This is a genomic window from Amycolatopsis sp. NPDC058340 (genome assembly GCF_042723975.1).
GTDB lineage: Bacteria > Actinomycetota > Actinomycetes > Mycobacteriales > Pseudonocardiaceae > Amycolatopsis.
Genome location: NZ_JBHXIB010000016.1, coordinates 126,498 through 141,756, shown reverse-complemented (window position 1 = coordinate 141,756; position 15,259 = coordinate 126,498). Strand labels below are relative to the sequence as shown.

Annotated in this window: 15 protein-coding genes; 11 read left to right on the top strand and 4 right to left on the bottom strand. The window is 69.2% G+C overall.

Annotated features, from left to right (window positions below):
• Positions 1-95 precede the first annotated feature (95 nt).
• Both ACFWIW_RS20415 and ACFWIW_RS20410 read right to left on the bottom strand, forming a co-directional pair.
• Positions 96-815, bottom strand: coding sequence for an aspartate/glutamate racemase family protein (locus ACFWIW_RS20415; RefSeq protein ID WP_378369866.1), 720 nt, complete (start codon positions 813-815; stop codon positions 96-98).
• Positions 815-2,257: an NCS1 family nucleobase:cation symporter-1 gene (locus tag ACFWIW_RS20410; RefSeq protein WP_378369865.1), complete on the bottom strand. Its 1,443-nt coding sequence runs from the start codon at positions 2,255-2,257 to the stop codon at positions 815-817. Before ACFWIW_RS20410 ends, ACFWIW_RS20415 begins: the two co-directional genes overlap by 1 nt.
• A 147-nt stretch (positions 2,258-2,404) precedes the next feature.
• Between ACFWIW_RS20410 and ACFWIW_RS20405 the strand changes: the two genes are divergently transcribed.
• On the top strand, positions 2,405-3,082 hold the full coding sequence (locus ACFWIW_RS20405; RefSeq protein ID WP_378369864.1) for a GntR family transcriptional regulator: 678 nt from the start codon (positions 2,405-2,407) through the stop codon (positions 3,080-3,082).
• A gap of 24 nt (positions 3,083-3,106) precedes the next feature.
• Complete coding sequence (locus ACFWIW_RS20400) at positions 3,107-4,066, top strand: phosphotransferase (RefSeq protein ID WP_378369863.1); 960 nt, start codon at positions 3,107-3,109, stop codon at positions 4,064-4,066.
• A gap of 25 nt (positions 4,067-4,091) precedes the next feature.
• On the opposite strand, the gene aroA is transcribed toward ACFWIW_RS20400, so the two are convergent.
• Entirely contained in the window at positions 4,092-5,381 is a 1,290-nt protein-coding gene (gene aroA, locus ACFWIW_RS20395; RefSeq protein WP_378369862.1) for a 3-phosphoshikimate 1-carboxyvinyltransferase, read from the bottom strand.
• Positions 5,382-5,469: 88 nt separating this feature from the next.
• Between aroA and ACFWIW_RS20390 the strand changes: the two genes are divergently transcribed.
• Together ACFWIW_RS20390 and ACFWIW_RS20385 are read left to right on the top strand one after the other, a co-directional pair.
• Positions 5,470-7,170 carry a CTP synthase gene (locus tag ACFWIW_RS20390; protein ID WP_081976085.1) on the top strand — a complete coding sequence of 567 codons (1,701 nt, stop codon included), beginning with the start codon at positions 5,470-5,472 and terminating at the stop codon, positions 7,168-7,170.
• The gene (locus ACFWIW_RS20385; RefSeq protein ID WP_378369861.1) at positions 7,167-7,793 is read left to right on the top strand and encodes an NUDIX domain-containing protein; all 627 of its coding nucleotides are present in this window, start codon (positions 7,167-7,169) and stop codon (positions 7,791-7,793) included. The genes ACFWIW_RS20390 and ACFWIW_RS20385 overlap by 4 nt, the downstream gene beginning before the upstream one ends.
• Positions 7,794-7,844: 51 nt before the next feature.
• Here the strand turns inward: ACFWIW_RS20385 and ACFWIW_RS20380 are convergent, their stop codons facing one another.
• Positions 7,845-8,330: a DUF1707 domain-containing protein gene (locus tag ACFWIW_RS20380; RefSeq protein ID WP_378369860.1), complete on the bottom strand. Its 486-nt coding sequence runs from the start codon at positions 8,328-8,330 to the stop codon at positions 7,845-7,847.
• Between the two features lie 118 nt (positions 8,331-8,448).
• On the opposite strand from ACFWIW_RS20380, the gene xerD reads away from it, so the two are divergent.
• From xerD to ACFWIW_RS20345, 7 genes are all read left to right on the top strand, one after another.
• Positions 8,449-9,351: a site-specific tyrosine recombinase XerD gene (xerD, locus tag ACFWIW_RS20375; protein WP_378369879.1), complete on the top strand. Its 903-nt coding sequence runs from the start codon at positions 8,449-8,451 to the stop codon at positions 9,349-9,351.
• 92 nt (positions 9,352-9,443) lie between these two features.
• The gene (locus ACFWIW_RS20370; RefSeq protein ID WP_378369859.1) at positions 9,444-10,460 is read left to right on the top strand and encodes a ParA family protein; all 1,017 of its coding nucleotides are present in this window, start codon (positions 9,444-9,446) and stop codon (positions 10,458-10,460) included.
• Positions 10,457-10,882 carry a cobyrinic acid a,c-diamide synthase gene (locus ACFWIW_RS20365; RefSeq protein ID WP_378369858.1) on the top strand — a complete coding sequence of 142 codons (426 nt, stop codon included), beginning with the start codon at positions 10,457-10,459 and terminating at the stop codon, positions 10,880-10,882. The genes ACFWIW_RS20370 and ACFWIW_RS20365 overlap by 4 nt, the downstream gene beginning before the upstream one ends.
• Positions 10,882-11,817, top strand: coding sequence for a segregation and condensation protein A (locus ACFWIW_RS20360; protein WP_378369857.1), 936 nt, complete (start codon positions 10,882-10,884; stop codon positions 11,815-11,817). The genes ACFWIW_RS20365 and ACFWIW_RS20360 overlap by 1 nt, the downstream gene beginning before the upstream one ends.
• Positions 11,814-12,551, top strand: coding sequence for an SMC-Scp complex subunit ScpB (scpB, locus tag ACFWIW_RS20355; protein WP_378369856.1), 738 nt, complete (start codon positions 11,814-11,816; stop codon positions 12,549-12,551). Before ACFWIW_RS20360 ends, scpB begins: the two co-directional genes overlap by 4 nt.
• On the top strand, positions 12,541-13,293 hold the full coding sequence (locus tag ACFWIW_RS20350) for a pseudouridine synthase (RefSeq protein WP_007035528.1): 753 nt from the start codon (positions 12,541-12,543) through the stop codon (positions 13,291-13,293). Before scpB ends, ACFWIW_RS20350 begins: the two co-directional genes overlap by 11 nt.
• A 97-nt stretch (positions 13,294-13,390) precedes the next feature.
• Positions 13,391-15,259 carry a Xaa-Pro dipeptidyl-peptidase gene (locus ACFWIW_RS20345; RefSeq protein WP_378369878.1) on the top strand — a complete coding sequence of 623 codons (1,869 nt, stop codon included), beginning with the start codon at positions 13,391-13,393 and terminating at the stop codon, positions 15,257-15,259.

Genomic DNA, 15,259 nt, shown 5'->3' with positions numbered 1-15,259 from the left:
CGGCGACCGTGTCGCGAAAGCCACTTTCGGGACATCAGACGTCGCGAAAGTGGCTTTCGCGACACGCCTTGGCCGCGAGGCACGGCGACCTCGCGTTACCCCTCGACAACGCGGGGCCAGAGGCGGGTTTTCGGGAGCGGCCGGGCGTAGGAGCCGGCTCGGCTGGTCTTGAGGTTCAGCGCCACCAGGGATTCGGCCAGGCGGACGGCGGCGGCGACGCCGTCGATCACCGGGATGTCCAGCATCGCCGAGATGCGGCGATCGAGGCCGGTCATCCCGGCGCAGCCGAGGACGAGGACCTCCGCACCCGCGTCCCTGGCCCGGCGTCCGGCGGTCAGCAAGGCCGATTCCGTGCGGCGTTCGTCGGTCAGTTCGAGGACGCCGAGCCCCGCGCCGAGGACGCCGACACAGTTCCGCGCGACGCCCGCGGCGTGCAGGCTGTCTTCGATGAGCCCGCACGTCCGGTCCAATGTGGTCACGACGCCGTAGCGTCTTCCCAGCAGACAGGCCAGATGCGCGGCGGCCTCGGTGATGTCGACGACCGGGACGTCGAGCAGTTCCCGGGCGCCTTCCCGTCCGTGCTCGCCGAAACCGGCCATCACGAGCGCGTCGAAGGGTTCGTCCAGCCCGTTGAGCAGGTCGAGGACGGCCGCGGCGCTGAGGAAGCTGTCCAGCCAGCCCTCGGCGGATTCCGGGCCCCACAACGGCGTTCTGGCCAGGATCTCGGTGCCAGGGCTCGCGGCGGCGCGGGCACCCGCCTCGATCTCCTTGGTCATCGCCTCGGTGGTGTTGCAGTTGGTGACCAGGATCCGCATCACGCGACCCGCTGCTTGCGCGACACCACGAAGTAGAGGGCCGCGGCGGAAGCGGTGCCGATGAACCACGAGTACGGCGCGGCGGGGGCGAAGAACGGCACCAGCGCGATGATCGCGGACAACGCCGCCGTGGGCAGGAAGGTGACCATCGCCCTCGGGTTGAACCCGCGTTTGTAGTGGTACGGCGAATCCGGTCCGGCGACGAACAGCTTGTCCACGTCGATCCGGCCGCGTTTCACCAGGTAGTAGTCGACGATCATGATGCCGAACAGCGGGCCGAGGAAGGCGCCGAGGCCGCCGAGGAAGTAGTTGACCACCGCGGGGGAGGAGTACAGCTTCCACGGCAGCACGCACAGCGCCGCGACCGCGCTGATCATCCCGCCGATGGTGAAGGTGATCCGTTTCGGCCAGATGTTGGCCAGGTCGTAGGCGGGGGAGACGAAGTTCGCGACGATGTTCACGCCCATGGTGGCGATCGCGAAGGTCAGCGCGCCGATGATCAGCACGGGGGTGTTGTCGATACGGGCCAGCAGCTCGGCGGGGTCGGTGATGGCCTCACCGAACACCTGGAGGCTGCCCGCCGTGACGAGTACCGACAGCAGCGCGAACGCCGTCGAGTTGATCGGCAGACCCCAGAAGTTCCCACGCCGCACCGTTTTCTGGTTCGGGGCGAACCGGGAGAAGTCGCAGAAGTTGAGCATCAGGGTGCCGTAGATGGACAGGATAAGCCCGACGGCGCCGAACCATTGCCGTACTTGCTCCCCTGTGGACAGTGCCTTCGGGTTGCTGGTCAAGGAAATGTTCCAGTCGGCGGCGGCCAGGATCCACACGGCGAGCGCGATCATCACGACCCAGATGCCGGGACCGCACCAATCCTGGAACTTGCGCACGGCCTCCATGCCGCGGGTGAGCACGAGCGCCTGCGCCAGCCACAACGCGATGAAACAGATCCAGCCGAGGGCGTGCAGGCCGAGGAAACCCACCTCTGTCAACGGTTTCAGCCCCGGGTCGATCGCGAGCACGAGCAGCGTGATGGCCACGGAGGCGAGGTAGGTCTGGATGCCGTACCAGAAGATCGCGATGATCGCGCGGATCAGCGCGGGCAGATTCGCGCCGAACGTGCCGAAGCTGATGCGGGCGACCACGGGGAAGGGGACGCCGGTCTTCTGGCCGATCCGGCCCATCAGGTTCATGCCGAAGTAGATGAGCACGAACCCGGTCAGCAGGGCGGTGAACACCTGCCACGCCGAGAGCCCGAGGACGAACAGGCCCGCCGCGAAGGTGTAGTTGCCGAGGTTGTGCACGTCCGACATCCACAGCGCGAAGATGTCGTAGACCTTCCAGCGGCGTTCCTTCGCCGGGGCGAGGTCTTCGTTCCAGAGCCGGGAATCGGCGTTCTCGGTGGTAGGCGCTTCGGACCGGGTTGCTGGGGCGGCGGTCATGCGGGCCTCCGATCGACGGGGAGTCCGGTCGATTTGGTATCCCAAAATTTGGCATCCCAAATATCACCCCGCGGTGGCCCGTCGTCAAGGTTTCTGCCGATAAACTCGGGTTACGAGCTGTTACGGCGGTGTTGAAGAGGGGGTCAGGTGGCCGAGGAAGGACAGCGTCAGCCGCTGGCCGCGACCCGGCAGCGGGTCCGCGACGAGCTGCGTGAACGTATCCTCGCCGGACGGCTGAAGCCGGGGGACAGGCTGGTCGAACGCGAACTCGCCGAGGATCTCGGCGTCTCGCGCGTGCCGGTGCGCGAGGCCATCCGCAGCCTGGAGGCCGAAGGATTCCTCGCCGTCCAATCGCCCCGCCGGATCGTCGTGCGCCAGCTGGCCAGGGCCGACGTCGAGGAGCTGTTCGATGTCCGCGAGGCACTCGAAGGGCTCGCCGCCGGCCTGGCCGCCGAGCGGGCGGGCAAGGCGGAACTCCGCACGCTCGAACGGCTGCTCACCGACGCCGCCCGCGCGACCGAAAGCGGCGACCCGGCCCGCATCACCCTGCTCAACACCCGCTTCCACGACCAGATCGTCGCGCTCGCGGGCAACGGCCTGCTGCACGAGATCCTCCGTCCGCTCGAAGGCAGGCTGCGCTGGCTGACCAGCCAGAACGAGCATTGGGGCGAACTGCTCGACGAACACCGCCGGCTCTACGAGGCGATCGCTTCGGGCGACGCCGACCGGGCGCGGGCTCACGCCGTCGAGCATGTGCGGGTCAACCGGGAAGTGACCTTGAAGACGCTGTTCCCCGAGGATGACGGAGAACGCTCCGCGGGCTGAACCGGACATGTCAGACTCGCGGACATGATCACCGACGAACAACGGGCCGTCCGCACCGCGCGGGCGGTGGCCGCCGCGGTCTCCGCGGGACGCGACCTGGGTATCGCCGTCACCGAACCCGAGGTCCTGTACGACGTTTTCTCCGTCATCGTGCGGCTGGCGCCTTCGCCGGTCGTCGTGCGCGTGCCGACCGTGCTGCCGCGCACGACCACGCTGGAGACACAGCTGACCGATCAGCGGCGCGAGCTGGCCGTCGCCGCCTGGCTCGGCGAGAAGGGGCTTCCGGTCGTCAAGCCGAGCCCGCTGGTGCCGGCTGAACCCGTGCAGCGCGACGGTTTCTCGATGACCTTCTGGGAGCTGATCGAGTTCGTCGAGGACGCGAACTTCGCCGTGGAGCACTCGGCCAAGCTCGTCGCGAAGCTGCATGCCACGCTCCGCGACTATCCGGGCGACCTGGCGTTCCTGAACGGGCTCGACCCGTTCATCCCCGACGGTCTCGCCCAGCTCGAAGGCAGGCCGGAGCTGCTCGACGCGGGCGACCTCGACCGCGCCCGCCGCGAATGGGAGTTCTTCCGGCCGCTGGTGGAATCGGAGGAGGCCTTCGCCAAGGCGTTCCCCGGGGCCACCGTCCAGCCGGTCCACGGCGACGCTCCGGGCTACAACCTGATCGTCACCACCGAAGGCGAGCTGTACTCCGACTTCGAACTGGTCAACCGCGGCCCGATCGAACGCGACCTCGCCTTCAACGGACCCGAAGGCATCGAGGCCTACAACGCCACCGCCGTCGAACTCGGCCTGCGTGAGGTCGACGAAGGAGTGCTGCGGACCTTCGAAGCGCTGGGCCTGCTTCAGGTGGTCGCGTGCCTGTCGATGGCGCCCGACCTGCCGATGCTGGTGGACGGCACGAAACCGATGATCGACCAGTGGCGGGCGACTCCGTTCGCCGGTGTGGGTGTCGGCAGCCAGGCGAAGCCTGCCCGTTGAGGGTGGTGGTGGGGCGGGGTCCGGGTTAGCCGGCGAGCATCGAGGTCCAGGCCTCGGCGAATCCGGGGAAGGTCTTCCCGACCGTCCCCGGGTTCTCCACCTCGACGCCTTCGACCTTCAGGCCGAGCACGGCCGCCGCCATCACCAGCCGGTGATCGTCGTAGGTGTGGAACTTCCCGCCGTGCAGTGGCGCCGGCGTGATCCGCAGGCCGTCCTCGGTCTCGCGGACGTCGGCGCCGAGCGACGACAGTTCGGTGGCGAGCGCGGTCAGCCGGTCGGTCTCGTGGCCGCGAAGGTGCGCCACCCCGGAGATGACCGACGGCCCCTCGGCGAAGCACAGCAGTGCCGCGATCACCGGCGTCAGCTCGCCGACGTCGTGCAGATCCAGCTCGACGCCGGGGATCGTGCCGCTGCCGGTGACGGTCAGTCCGGCCGCGTCGAGTTCGGCGGTGGCGCCGAGAACGGGTGCCAGGCTGCGCAGCCAGTCCCCGGGCTGCGTCGTCCGCTGCGGCCAGCCCGCGATCCGCACCGTGCCGCCGGTCGCGATCGCCGCGGCGACGAACGGCGCCGCCGTCGAGAGGTCCGGCTCGACGATGTACTCGGGACAGGAAAGCCGCGTCGGGGCGACGTGGAACTCGGTGCCCTCGCGGTCCACGGTGGCCCCGAAACGGCGGAGCATCTCGACCGTCATCGCGATATGCGGTTCGCTCGGGACCTGGCCGCCCACCAGGCGCACGGTGACACCTTGCTGGAACGACGGCCCGGCGAGCAGCAGCGCGGACAGGAACTGGCTCGACGCCGAGGAGTCCAGATCGACCCTGCCGCCCCGCAATCCGCCTTCGCCGTGGACGGTGAAGGGCGGCGCCTCGCGGCGGTCGTCGTCGATGCGGGCGCCGAGGTCGCGCAGCGCCTTCAGCAGCGGGCCGATGGGACGGCGGCGGATGGCCTCGTCGCCGTCGAACAGCGCCGGGCCGGTGCCCAGCGCGGCGAGCGCGGGGGTGAACCGGGCGACCGTGCCCGCGTTGCCGAGTTCCACGCGGACTGTCTCGTCGGGATGGACACGGCCGGGGCCGAGCGGGTGCACGAGGTAGCCGCCGATGCTGCCCTGCGAGTGGGCGCCGAGGGCGTAGATGGCGCCGAGCATCAAGCGCGCGTCCCGGGAGTCGAGCGGGGTCCGCACCCGCGTCGGCGCGCTGGCGAGCGCGGCGAGGACGTAGGCCCGGTTGGTGATCGACTTCGAACCGGGGACGCGGATGTCCGCGTCGAGCGGGCCTTCCGCGACCGGTGCGGTCCAGGTGTCGTGCGCGTCTGTCACGCCGCGAGGGTAGCGGTTTTCCACTCCATCGGACGCTTGCGGCGTGGCCGATGAGCGCTACCGCGGGCGTGCGATAAGGTGGAAGCCCGTGGGACTTCAGTCGCGGGCTACCAAGTATGTCTTTGTCACCGGAGGCGTTGCCTCCTCTCTGGGTAAGGGACTCACGGCTTCCAGCCTGGGTCAGCTCCTTACCGCACGTGGGCTCCGGGTCACGATGCAGAAGCTGGATCCGTACCTCAACGTCGATCCGGGCACGATGAACCCGTTCCAGCACGGTGAGGTGTTCGTCACCGACGACGGCGCCGAGACCGATCTGGACATCGGGCACTACGAGCGTTTTCTCGACCGGGCTCTCGACGGCAAGGCGAACGTCACCACCGGGCAGGTGTACTCCGAGGTCATCGCCAAGGAACGCCGCGGTGAGTACCTCGGCGACACCGTGCAGGTCATCCCGCACATCACCGACGAGATCAAGGCGAGGATCACCGCCGCGGCGGGCGCCGACGAGGACGGGAACAGCCCGGACGTCGTGATCACCGAGGTCGGCGGCACCGTTGGCGACATCGAGTCGCTGCCGTTCCTGGAGGCCTGCCGTCAGGTCCGCCACGACGTCGGCCGCGACCAGTGCTTCTTCCTCCACGTCTCGCTGGTCCCGTACCTCGCCCCGTCGGGTGAGCTCAAGACCAAGCCGACCCAGCACTCGGTCGCCGCGCTGCGCAACATCGGTATCCAGCCCGACGCGCTCGTCTGCCGCGCCGACCGCGAGCTGCCGGAAGATCTCAAGCGCAAGATCGGCCTGATGTGCGACGTCGACACCGAGGCCGTCATCGCCTGCCCCGACGCGCCGTCGATCTACGACATCCCGAAGGTGCTGCACCGTGAGGCGCTCGACGCCTACGTGGTGCGCCGTCTCGGGCTGCCGTTCCGCGACGTCGACTGGACCGTGTGGGGCGACCTGCTCGACCGCGTGCACAACCCGTCGGAGACGGTGCGGGTCGCGGTCGTCGGCAAGTACATCGACCTGCCGGACGCGTACCTGTCGGTGACCGAGGCGCTGCGCGCGGGCGGGTTCGCCCACCGCGCCAAGGTGCAGATCGCGTGGGTCCCCTCGGACTCCTGCGAGACCCCGGCCGGTGCCGCGGCCGCGCTGTCCGATGTGGACGGTGTGCTGATCCCCGGCGGCTTCGGCATCCGCGGTATCGAGGGCAAGGTCGGCGCCATCGCCTACGCCCGCACCCACGGGCTGCCGCTGCTGGGCCTGTGCCTCGGCCTGCAGTGCATGGTGATCGACGCGGCGCGGAACCTGGCCGGGATCAAGGACGCGAACTCGGCCGAGTTCGAGGACGGCCCGAACCCGGTCATCTCCACGATGGCCGACCAGCGCGACGTCGTCGCCGGCGAGCGCGACATGGGCGGCACGATGCGGCTCGGCGCCTACGTCGCGAAGCTGAAGCCGGGTTCGCAGGTCGCGAAGGCGTACGGCAGCACCGAGGTCTCCGAGCGGCACCGTCACCGCTACGAGGTCAACAACGCCTACCGCAAGCGCCTTTCCGACGCCGGTCTGGTGTTCTCGGGTACCTCGCCCGACGACCACCTGGTCGAGTTCGTGGAGCTGCCCGCCGACAAGCACCCGTTCTTCGTCGGCACCCAGGCGCACCCGGAGCTCAAGAGCCGCCCGACCCGGCCGCACCCGCTGTTCAGCGCGTTCGTGAAGGCCGTCGTGGACCGCAAGGTCGCCGAGCGGCTGCCGGTCGAGCTGCCCGAGGCCCCGCAGACGGTGGCCCGGTGACCGAACCCGGCATGCACGAGTTCACCGTCGCGTCCACAAGGGACGTCCACATCGGACGCGTCGTGGGGCTGCGGGTCGACGAGGTCGTGATGCCCGGCGGCGGCACCGCCCGCCGTGAGGTCGTCGAGCACCTCGGCGCGGTCGCCGTCGTCGCGCTGGACGCCGACGGCGCGGTGACGCTGATCCACCAGTACCGCCACCCGATCGGGCGGCGGCTGTGGGAGCTGCCCGCCGGGCTGATCGACAAGGCGGGGGAGGACCCCGTCGCCGCGGCCAAACGCGAGCTGGTCGAGGAGGTCGGGCTCAGCGCCGAGCGCTGGGAGACCCTGGTCGACGTCGCTGCGTCGCCCGGCTTCACCGACGAGGTCGTCCGCGTCTACCTCGCCCGCGAACTGTCCGAAGTGGACAGGGAGATGCTCGGCGAGGAGGAGGCCGACCTCGTCATGCGGAAGTTCCCGCTCGCCGAGGCGGTCCGGATGGCGCTGGCGGGTGAGCTGGTGAACGGGGCGACCGTCGGTGGCGTGCTCGCCGCGCACGCGGTGCTTTCGGGGGCGGCTTCGTCGCGGCCTGCGGACGCTCCTTGGGAGGATCGGCCGACGAAGTTCGCTTCGCGCGGTCTCTGACGCTCGTGAGTGGTAAGGACGGTTCTAACCGTCCTTACCACTCACGAGGCTTCAGTCGCGGAGACGGCGGCCCTGAGCGTCGGTGCCGCCGTTCGCCAGCAACACGATCCCGTCGACCATCGGCCAGACCACCCCGACGCCGCAGGTGACCAGCACGACCGCGAGCTGGCCGAGGGCGAGACCGATATGCCCGGTGTAGAACCGCCCGATCCCGAACGGCAGCACGATCTGCAGCACCCCGGCGGCGATCTTCGACTTCGGCGAGTAAGGCAGCACCGCGGCGGGCTGCTGATAAACGGGCACGAAGGGCGGCGGGTCGAACCGCGGCGCCAGGTACTTCGGGTGCGGCGCGGGCAGGTCCTGGAACAGCGGCCGGAGTTCGCCGAGCGTCACGGCCTCGTACGCGGCGAGAACGCGGCCTTCGTACTCGTCCGGGGTGAGCCTGCCCTGGCTGTAGTGGTCGCCGAGCAGCCGCGCGGCCTCTTCGCGTTCGGCGGTGCCGACGCGCATCTCCTCCGGGTCCGGTTGCTGGGACATGCTCCCAAGGTAGCCCGTTTCACACCCGCGGCGCGGTACGCGCGGCGAACCCCCGATCGGGTCGCGGTCGTCCTAGAGTGTCCGTGTGTCACGGGCCGGCGGTACCGGAGTCGCCCAGGTGGTCGCCGCGTACCTCGACCATCTGGTGGTCGAACGCGGGACCGCGAGGAACACCCTCGACAGCTACTCGCGTGACCTGCGCCGGTACACCGCGTACCTCGTCGACGCCGACGTCGAGTGCTTCGCCGACGTCACCTCGGCCCACATCACCTCGTTCGGCGCGGCGCTGCGCGAGGGCGACGAAGAGCATCGCCCGCTGGCCGCGTCCTCGGCGGCCCGCGCGCTGGTCGCGGTGCGGGGGCTGCACAAGTTCGCGCACGCCGACGGCATCACCGAGAACGATCCGGCCCGCGAGGTCCGCCCGCCCGCCGCGGCCAAACGGCTGCCCAAGGCGCTTCCGGTCGGCGACGTGCTGAAACTGCTCGAAACCCCGCCACCCGAGGGCGAACGACCGCTGCGGGACAGGGCGCTGCTCGAACTGCTCTACTCCACCGGCGCGCGGATCTCCGAGGCCGTCGGGCTCGACGTCGATGACATCGACGACGCCGAACGGACCGTGCTGCTCGACGGCAAGGGCGGCAAACAGCGCATCGTGCCGATCGGCCGTCCCGCACTGGAAGCGGTGCACGCGTATCTCGTCCGCGCGCGGCCGGCCCTCGCCACCCATGGCCGGGGGACGCCGGCGATGTTCCTGAACGCCCGCGGCTCCAGGCTTTCCCGGCAGAGCGCGTGGCAGGTTCTCAAGGACACCGCGGAATCCGCGGGGATCACGGCGGGCGTTTCGCCGCACACGTTGCGCCATTCCTTCGCCACGCATCTGCTCGAAGGCGGCGCCGACGTCCGCGTCGTGCAGGAACTGCTCGGCCACGCTTCGGTGACCACCACCCAGGTGTACACGCTGGTCACGGTCAACACGCTCCGCGAGGTTTACGCGACAGCACATCCGCGCGCGCTCGGCTAATCACCCCGGTCGGTCCCGGCGTGCCTCGTTGGCTCGACTCCCGGATCGCGCATAGGCTGCCGAGGATCCTGCCGAAGAGGAGCTTTCGCGCCATGTCGACACCGAACGAGCCGGCGAAGCCGTCCGCGTCCGCCGGTTCGGCCGCGGCGAGCCTCAGCCAGGTGACCATCGCAACCCCCGCCGAACACGACGGCGACGAACCGTCGGAGGACACGATCTCTTCCCGCGGCCGCAAGGCCAAGCGCGCCAAAGAAACCAAGCAGCAGGAACTCGAGAGGGACGGTATCGGCCCCACCGGCCGCCCGTTCCGCGAGATCCCCGAGCCGCCCCCGCTGGACCGGCACGGTCCCGCGCTGGTGATGGCCATGTGCAACCAGAAGGGCGGGGTCGGCAAGACCACCTCGACCATCAACCTCGGCGCGGCGCTGGCCGAATGCGGCCGCCGGGTGCTGCTGGTCGACTTCGATCCGCAGGGCGCGCTCTCGGTCGGCCTCGGCATTCAGCCGCACGAGCTGGACCAGACGGTCTACAACGTCATCATGGAGCGCTCGGTCAGCATCACCGACGTCATCCGGAAGACCCGGGTGGACGGCGTCGACCTGCTGCCGAGCAACATCGACCTGTCCGCGGCCGAGGTCCAGTTGGTCGCAGAGGTAGGGCGCGAACACACGTTGTTACGGGTCCTTCGTCCGGTCATGAACGACTACGACTATGTTCTTGTCGACTGCCAGCCCTCGCTAGGCCTGCTGACGGTGAACGCACTGACCGCCGCGGACGGTGTGATCATCCCGCTGGAGTGCGAGTTCTTCAGTCTGCGAGGCGTAGCGCTCCTGATCGACACCATCGAGAAGGTGCAGGAACGCCTCAACCCCAAACTGGACATCACCGGGATTCTCGCCACCATGTACGACCCGAGAACCCTGCACTCGAAGGAGGTCATGGCGAGAGTGGTGGAGGCATTCGGCGACACCGTGTTCGACACGGTGATCAACCGCACCGTGCGGTTCCCCGAGACGACGGTCGCGGGCGAGCCGATCACGACCTGGGCCCCCAAATCAGCGGGCGCGGCGGCTTATCGCGCGCTGGCACGCGAGGTGATCGCTCGGTGAGCAGGCGAGCTTCCCTGCCCGGAGCGTCCGAACTCTTCAGGATCACCTCCAGCCCCGCCCTCGATCTCCCGCCCGCGCCCGAACAGCCCGCCCCCGCGAAGGGCAACGGCAACGGGAACGGATCCGGGAACGAGCCGGCGCACGCGCACAAGGAACAGCTGACCCGTGCCGCGCGCAGCGGTTCCGGGCGGACCAAGCACGACGCGAAGATCACCGTCTACGTCTCCGGCGACGAACTGCTGGCGATGGAGCAGGCCAGGCTGAACCTCCGGGCGAAGCACGGCCTCGTCCTCGATCGCGGCAGGCTGGTCCGCGAGGCGGTGGCCGTGCTGCTGGCCGACTTCGACGCGGCGGGCGAGGACTCGGTCCTCGTCCAGCGCCTGCGGGCGGGCAGCGAGGACGGGAAAGAGACCGAGAACTGATGGACGACCCGGCCGCGGCTGCTCCCAGCGGCTCAGAGCCGGTCGAGCGGACAGAGGCAGACGAGACCCCCGCCGTGCACGAGACCGTGCACGGCGGGATGGTCCCCGAGGGACTGGCCAGCGAAGAGCTGAGCACGTCCAAGTTCAAGGTGCACCTGGAGAACTTCGAGGGCCCCTTCGATCTGCTGCTCCAGCTGATCTCGCAGCACCAGCTCGACGTCACCGAAGTCGCGTTGCACCGGGTCACGGACGATTTCATCGCCTACACCCGTGCGCTCGGCACGGAGTGGAACCTCGACGAGACGACCGAGTTCCTGGTCATCGCGGCCACCCTGCTCGACCTCAAGGCGGCGCGTCTGCTGCCCGCCGCCGAGGTGGAGAGCGAAGACGACCTCGCCCTGCTCGAAGCACGGGACCTGCTGTTCGCGCGCGTGCTGCAGTACCGGGCGTACAAGCAGGTCGCGGCGCTGTTCGGGGAACTGGAGGCAGGCGCGCTGCGGCGCTATCCGCGTTCGGTCGCGCTCGAAGACCGGTTCATGGGGCTGCTGCCCGAGGTCATGCTCGGCGTCGACGTGGGGAAGTTCTCCGAGATCGCGGTCGCGGTCTTCAAACCGAAGCCGCCGCCGCAGGTGTCGATCGCGCATATCCACATGGGCCGGGTCTCGGTGCGCGAGCACGCCGCGCTGCTGCGGCTCAAACTCGCGGAACGGGGCGAAGCGACCTTCGGCGAACTGGTCGACGACTGCGAGCACACCGTCGAGATCGTGGCGCGGTTCCTCGCGCTGCTGGAGCTGTACCGGGAGTCCTCGGTCCAGTTCGAGCAGCTGGAGGCGCTCGCCGAACTGCACGTGCGCTGGACCGGCGGGTCCGTGGAGGAGGCGTCGGTGGCGGCCGAGCACGATCGCGCCGCCGCTGAGGACGAGGAGTACGGGTGACCCCGGAGAACACCGAAGAGACCGAATCGCCCGAGACCGGGGATGGGCTGAAAGCTCCCATCGCCGAGTCCGACGAGGTGAAGGACGCTTTCAGCCCGCCGGAGGCCGACGAGCCGGGTGAGCCGGAGGCCGAGGCGGAGCCGCCCGCCGACGAGGGGCTCGTGGCGGCCGGTGACGGCGACTATCCCGACGTCACCTCGGACGAGGCGCTCGAAGCGGCGCTGGAGGCGTTGCTCCTGGTCGTCGATTCGCCGATCAGCGAGGAATCGCTCGCCGACACGGTCGGGCAGCCGGTGTCGCGGGTGACCGTGGCGCTGCGCACGATGGCGCAGAAGTTCACCGAGCGGACCAGCGGAATCGACCTGCGCCGAGTCGGCGAAGGGTGGCGGTTCTACACTAGGGACGTCTATGCCCCGTTCGTGGAGAAGCTTCTGCTCGACGGCCAGCGTTCCAAGCTGACGCGAGCCGCACTGGAGAGCCTCGCCGTGATCGCCTATCGGCAGCCGGTGACCAGGGCCAGGGTCGCCGCCGTCCGAGGGGTGAACGTGGACGGGGTGATCAGGACGCTGCTGGCGCGCGGTCTGATCGAGGAGATGGGGACCGACCCCGAAACCACTGGCACGCTGTACGTGACGACCGAGCTGTTCCTGGAGCGACTGGGCCTGTCGTCCCTGGCCGACCTTCCGCCCATCGCTCCGTTGCTACCCGAAGTGGACACCATCGATGACATCTGACCCGCATCCCGACGGCATTCGGCTGCAGAAGGTCCTTTCGCAGGCGGGCGTGGCCTCGCGGCGCGCCGCCGAGGACCTGATCGTGCGCGGTCGCGTGAGCGTGGACGGCAAGGTGGTCACCGAACTCGGCCGCCGGGTCGATCCGGACAACTCCGTGATCCACGTCGACGGCACCCGCGTCCAGGTCCGCGAGGACCTCGTCTACCTCCTGCTGAACAAGCCCAAGGGCGTCCACAGCACGATGAACGACGACCGCGGCCGTCCGTGCGTCGGCGACTACCTGCGCGGCCGGTACGAGGAGACGCCCGGCATCGTGCACGTCGGCAGGCTCGACGAGAACACCGAGGGGCTCCTGCTCCTCACCAACGACGGTGACCTCGGCCACCGGCTGATGCACCCGTCGTTCCGCGTGCTGAAGACCTACTTCGCCGAGGTCGAGGGCATCGTCCCTCGCGGGCTCGGCAAGGAACTGCGGGCGGGTTTCGAGCTGCCGGACGGCATCGTCAAGGTGGACCAGTTCCGCGTCAAGGACATGCTGGCCGGCCGTACGCAGATCGAGCTGGTCATCCACGAAGGACGCAAGCACATCGTGCGGCGGCTGATGGCGGCCACCGGGCACCCGGTGCGCAAACTGGTCCGGACCGCGCTCGGCGACGTCCAGCTCGGCGCCCAGCGCTCGGGCTCGATCCGGCGGCTGAACCGCGGCGAGGTCGGCTCGCTGTACCGCGCCGTCGATCTATAACCAAGACTTTCCGCTCTACTGCACGGGTGATCATCGCGTTTAGCTCTCCCTGACGGGCTTTCAGCCGACGGGGAAGGGCTCAACCGTGAAAACAGTTGTGCTGGCAGGGATCTTGGCGGTGGCCGCGGCCGTGATCGCGGCACCGCAGGCCGCGGCGAAACCGCGGAGCAGCGAACCGGTCTACGACTTCGCCAAGGCCGTCCGCGAGACGGCCTGGGTGGACATCGGGCTCGACGGGGACGGCGACGGGCGTTCGGACCGGGTCGCCGCCGACATCATCCGGCCGAAGGAACCGGCGGCGCAGGGCAAGAAGGTCCCGGTCATCATGGACGCGAGCCCGTACTACTCGTGCTGCGGACGCGGCAACGAGAGCGAGCTCAAAACCTACGATTCGGCGGGCAGGCCGGTCGGGTTCCCGCTCTACTACGACAACTTCTTCGTGCCCCGTGGATATGCCGTGGTCCTGGTGGATCTGGCCGGTACCAACAAATCCCGCGGTTGCACCGATATCGGCGGGCCCTCGGACATCAACTCGGCGCGTAAGGTCGTCGACTGGCTGAACGGCCGTGCCAACGGCTACACGACGGCGACCGGTCCGGCCAGGACGAACGCGACCTGGTCGACGGGCGCGGTCGGCATGATCGGGAAGTCCTACGACGGCACGGTGGCCAACGGCGTCGCCGCGACCGGTGTCGACGGGCTCAAGACCATCGTGCCGATCGGCGCGATCAGCTCCTGGTACGACTACTACCGCTCCGACGGCGCGAACCTGCGCCAGGGCAGCCCGGCGGGGCTCGCGCAGACCGTGTCCCGGCGCAACGGCGGGCAGAACTGCAGTGCGGCGAACCAGAAGCTCACCGCTGGTGCGACCTCGAACGGCGACTACAACGCGTTCTGGCTCGACCGGGACTACGTGCAGAGCGCTTCGAAGGTGAAGGCCAGCGTGCTCGCTTCGCACGGCCTCGGCGACCTCAACGTCAAGACCATCAACTTCGGGCAGTGGTGGGAAGCGCTGAACGTCGAGCGGAAGATCTGGCTGACGCAGGCAGGTCATGTCGATCCGTTCGACTACCGGCGGTCGGAGTGGGTCGACACCCTGCACAAGTGGTTCGACCACTATCTGCTCGGCGTCGACAACGGCATCGAGAAGACCCCCGGCGCGAGTGTGGAACGCGAGCCCGACGTCTGGGTGGACCAGGCGGTGTGGCCCGCGGGCAGTGCCGTCACCCTGCGCCCCGCGGCCGGCGGCACTCCGGGGGTCGGCACGCTCGGCAGCTCTCCTGGCACGGGCACGGCGTCGTTCACGGACTCCTCCGGTCAGTCGTCGAACAGCTGGGCCGCGAAGCCGACGGAGACTTCGAGCGGGCGAGTGCTGTTCAGCACCGGCGCGCTGGCGAAGGACCTTCACGTGTCCGGAACGGCGAAGGTGACTGTGACCGCGACGCCGTCGACGTCCACTGCCCGTCTTTCGGCGATCCTGGTGGACTACGGCCCGGCGACCATCCGGAACTACACCGGACCGAAGGAAGGCATCAAGAACGAGCTGACCCAGTCTTGCTGGGGAGCGAGCGCTTCCGGCAACGACGCCTGCTACCTGGACACGAGCACCGACGCGGTCTCGGTGGGGCTGAACATCATCAGCCGCGGCTGGGCGGATCTGGCCAACCACGGTTCGCTGAGCAGGGAATCGCCGCTGACGCCGGGGCAGCCGTACACGATGACCTTCCGGCTGGCGAGCACGGACCACGTCGTCCCGGCGGGACATCAGCTCGCGCTGATCATCGGCGGCACGGACGGCTCGTTCATCTCGGGACCGGCGCAGTACCCGAAGATCACGGTGGATCTGGGCAAGACCTCGCTGGCTCTGCCTGTCTCGGGTGCGGGACCGTCGGCGGTGCCGGCTCCGCTTCCGTCGGCACCGGTCCAGATCGCTCCCGCCACCGTTTCGGGGCTCGAGCGCGGCTAA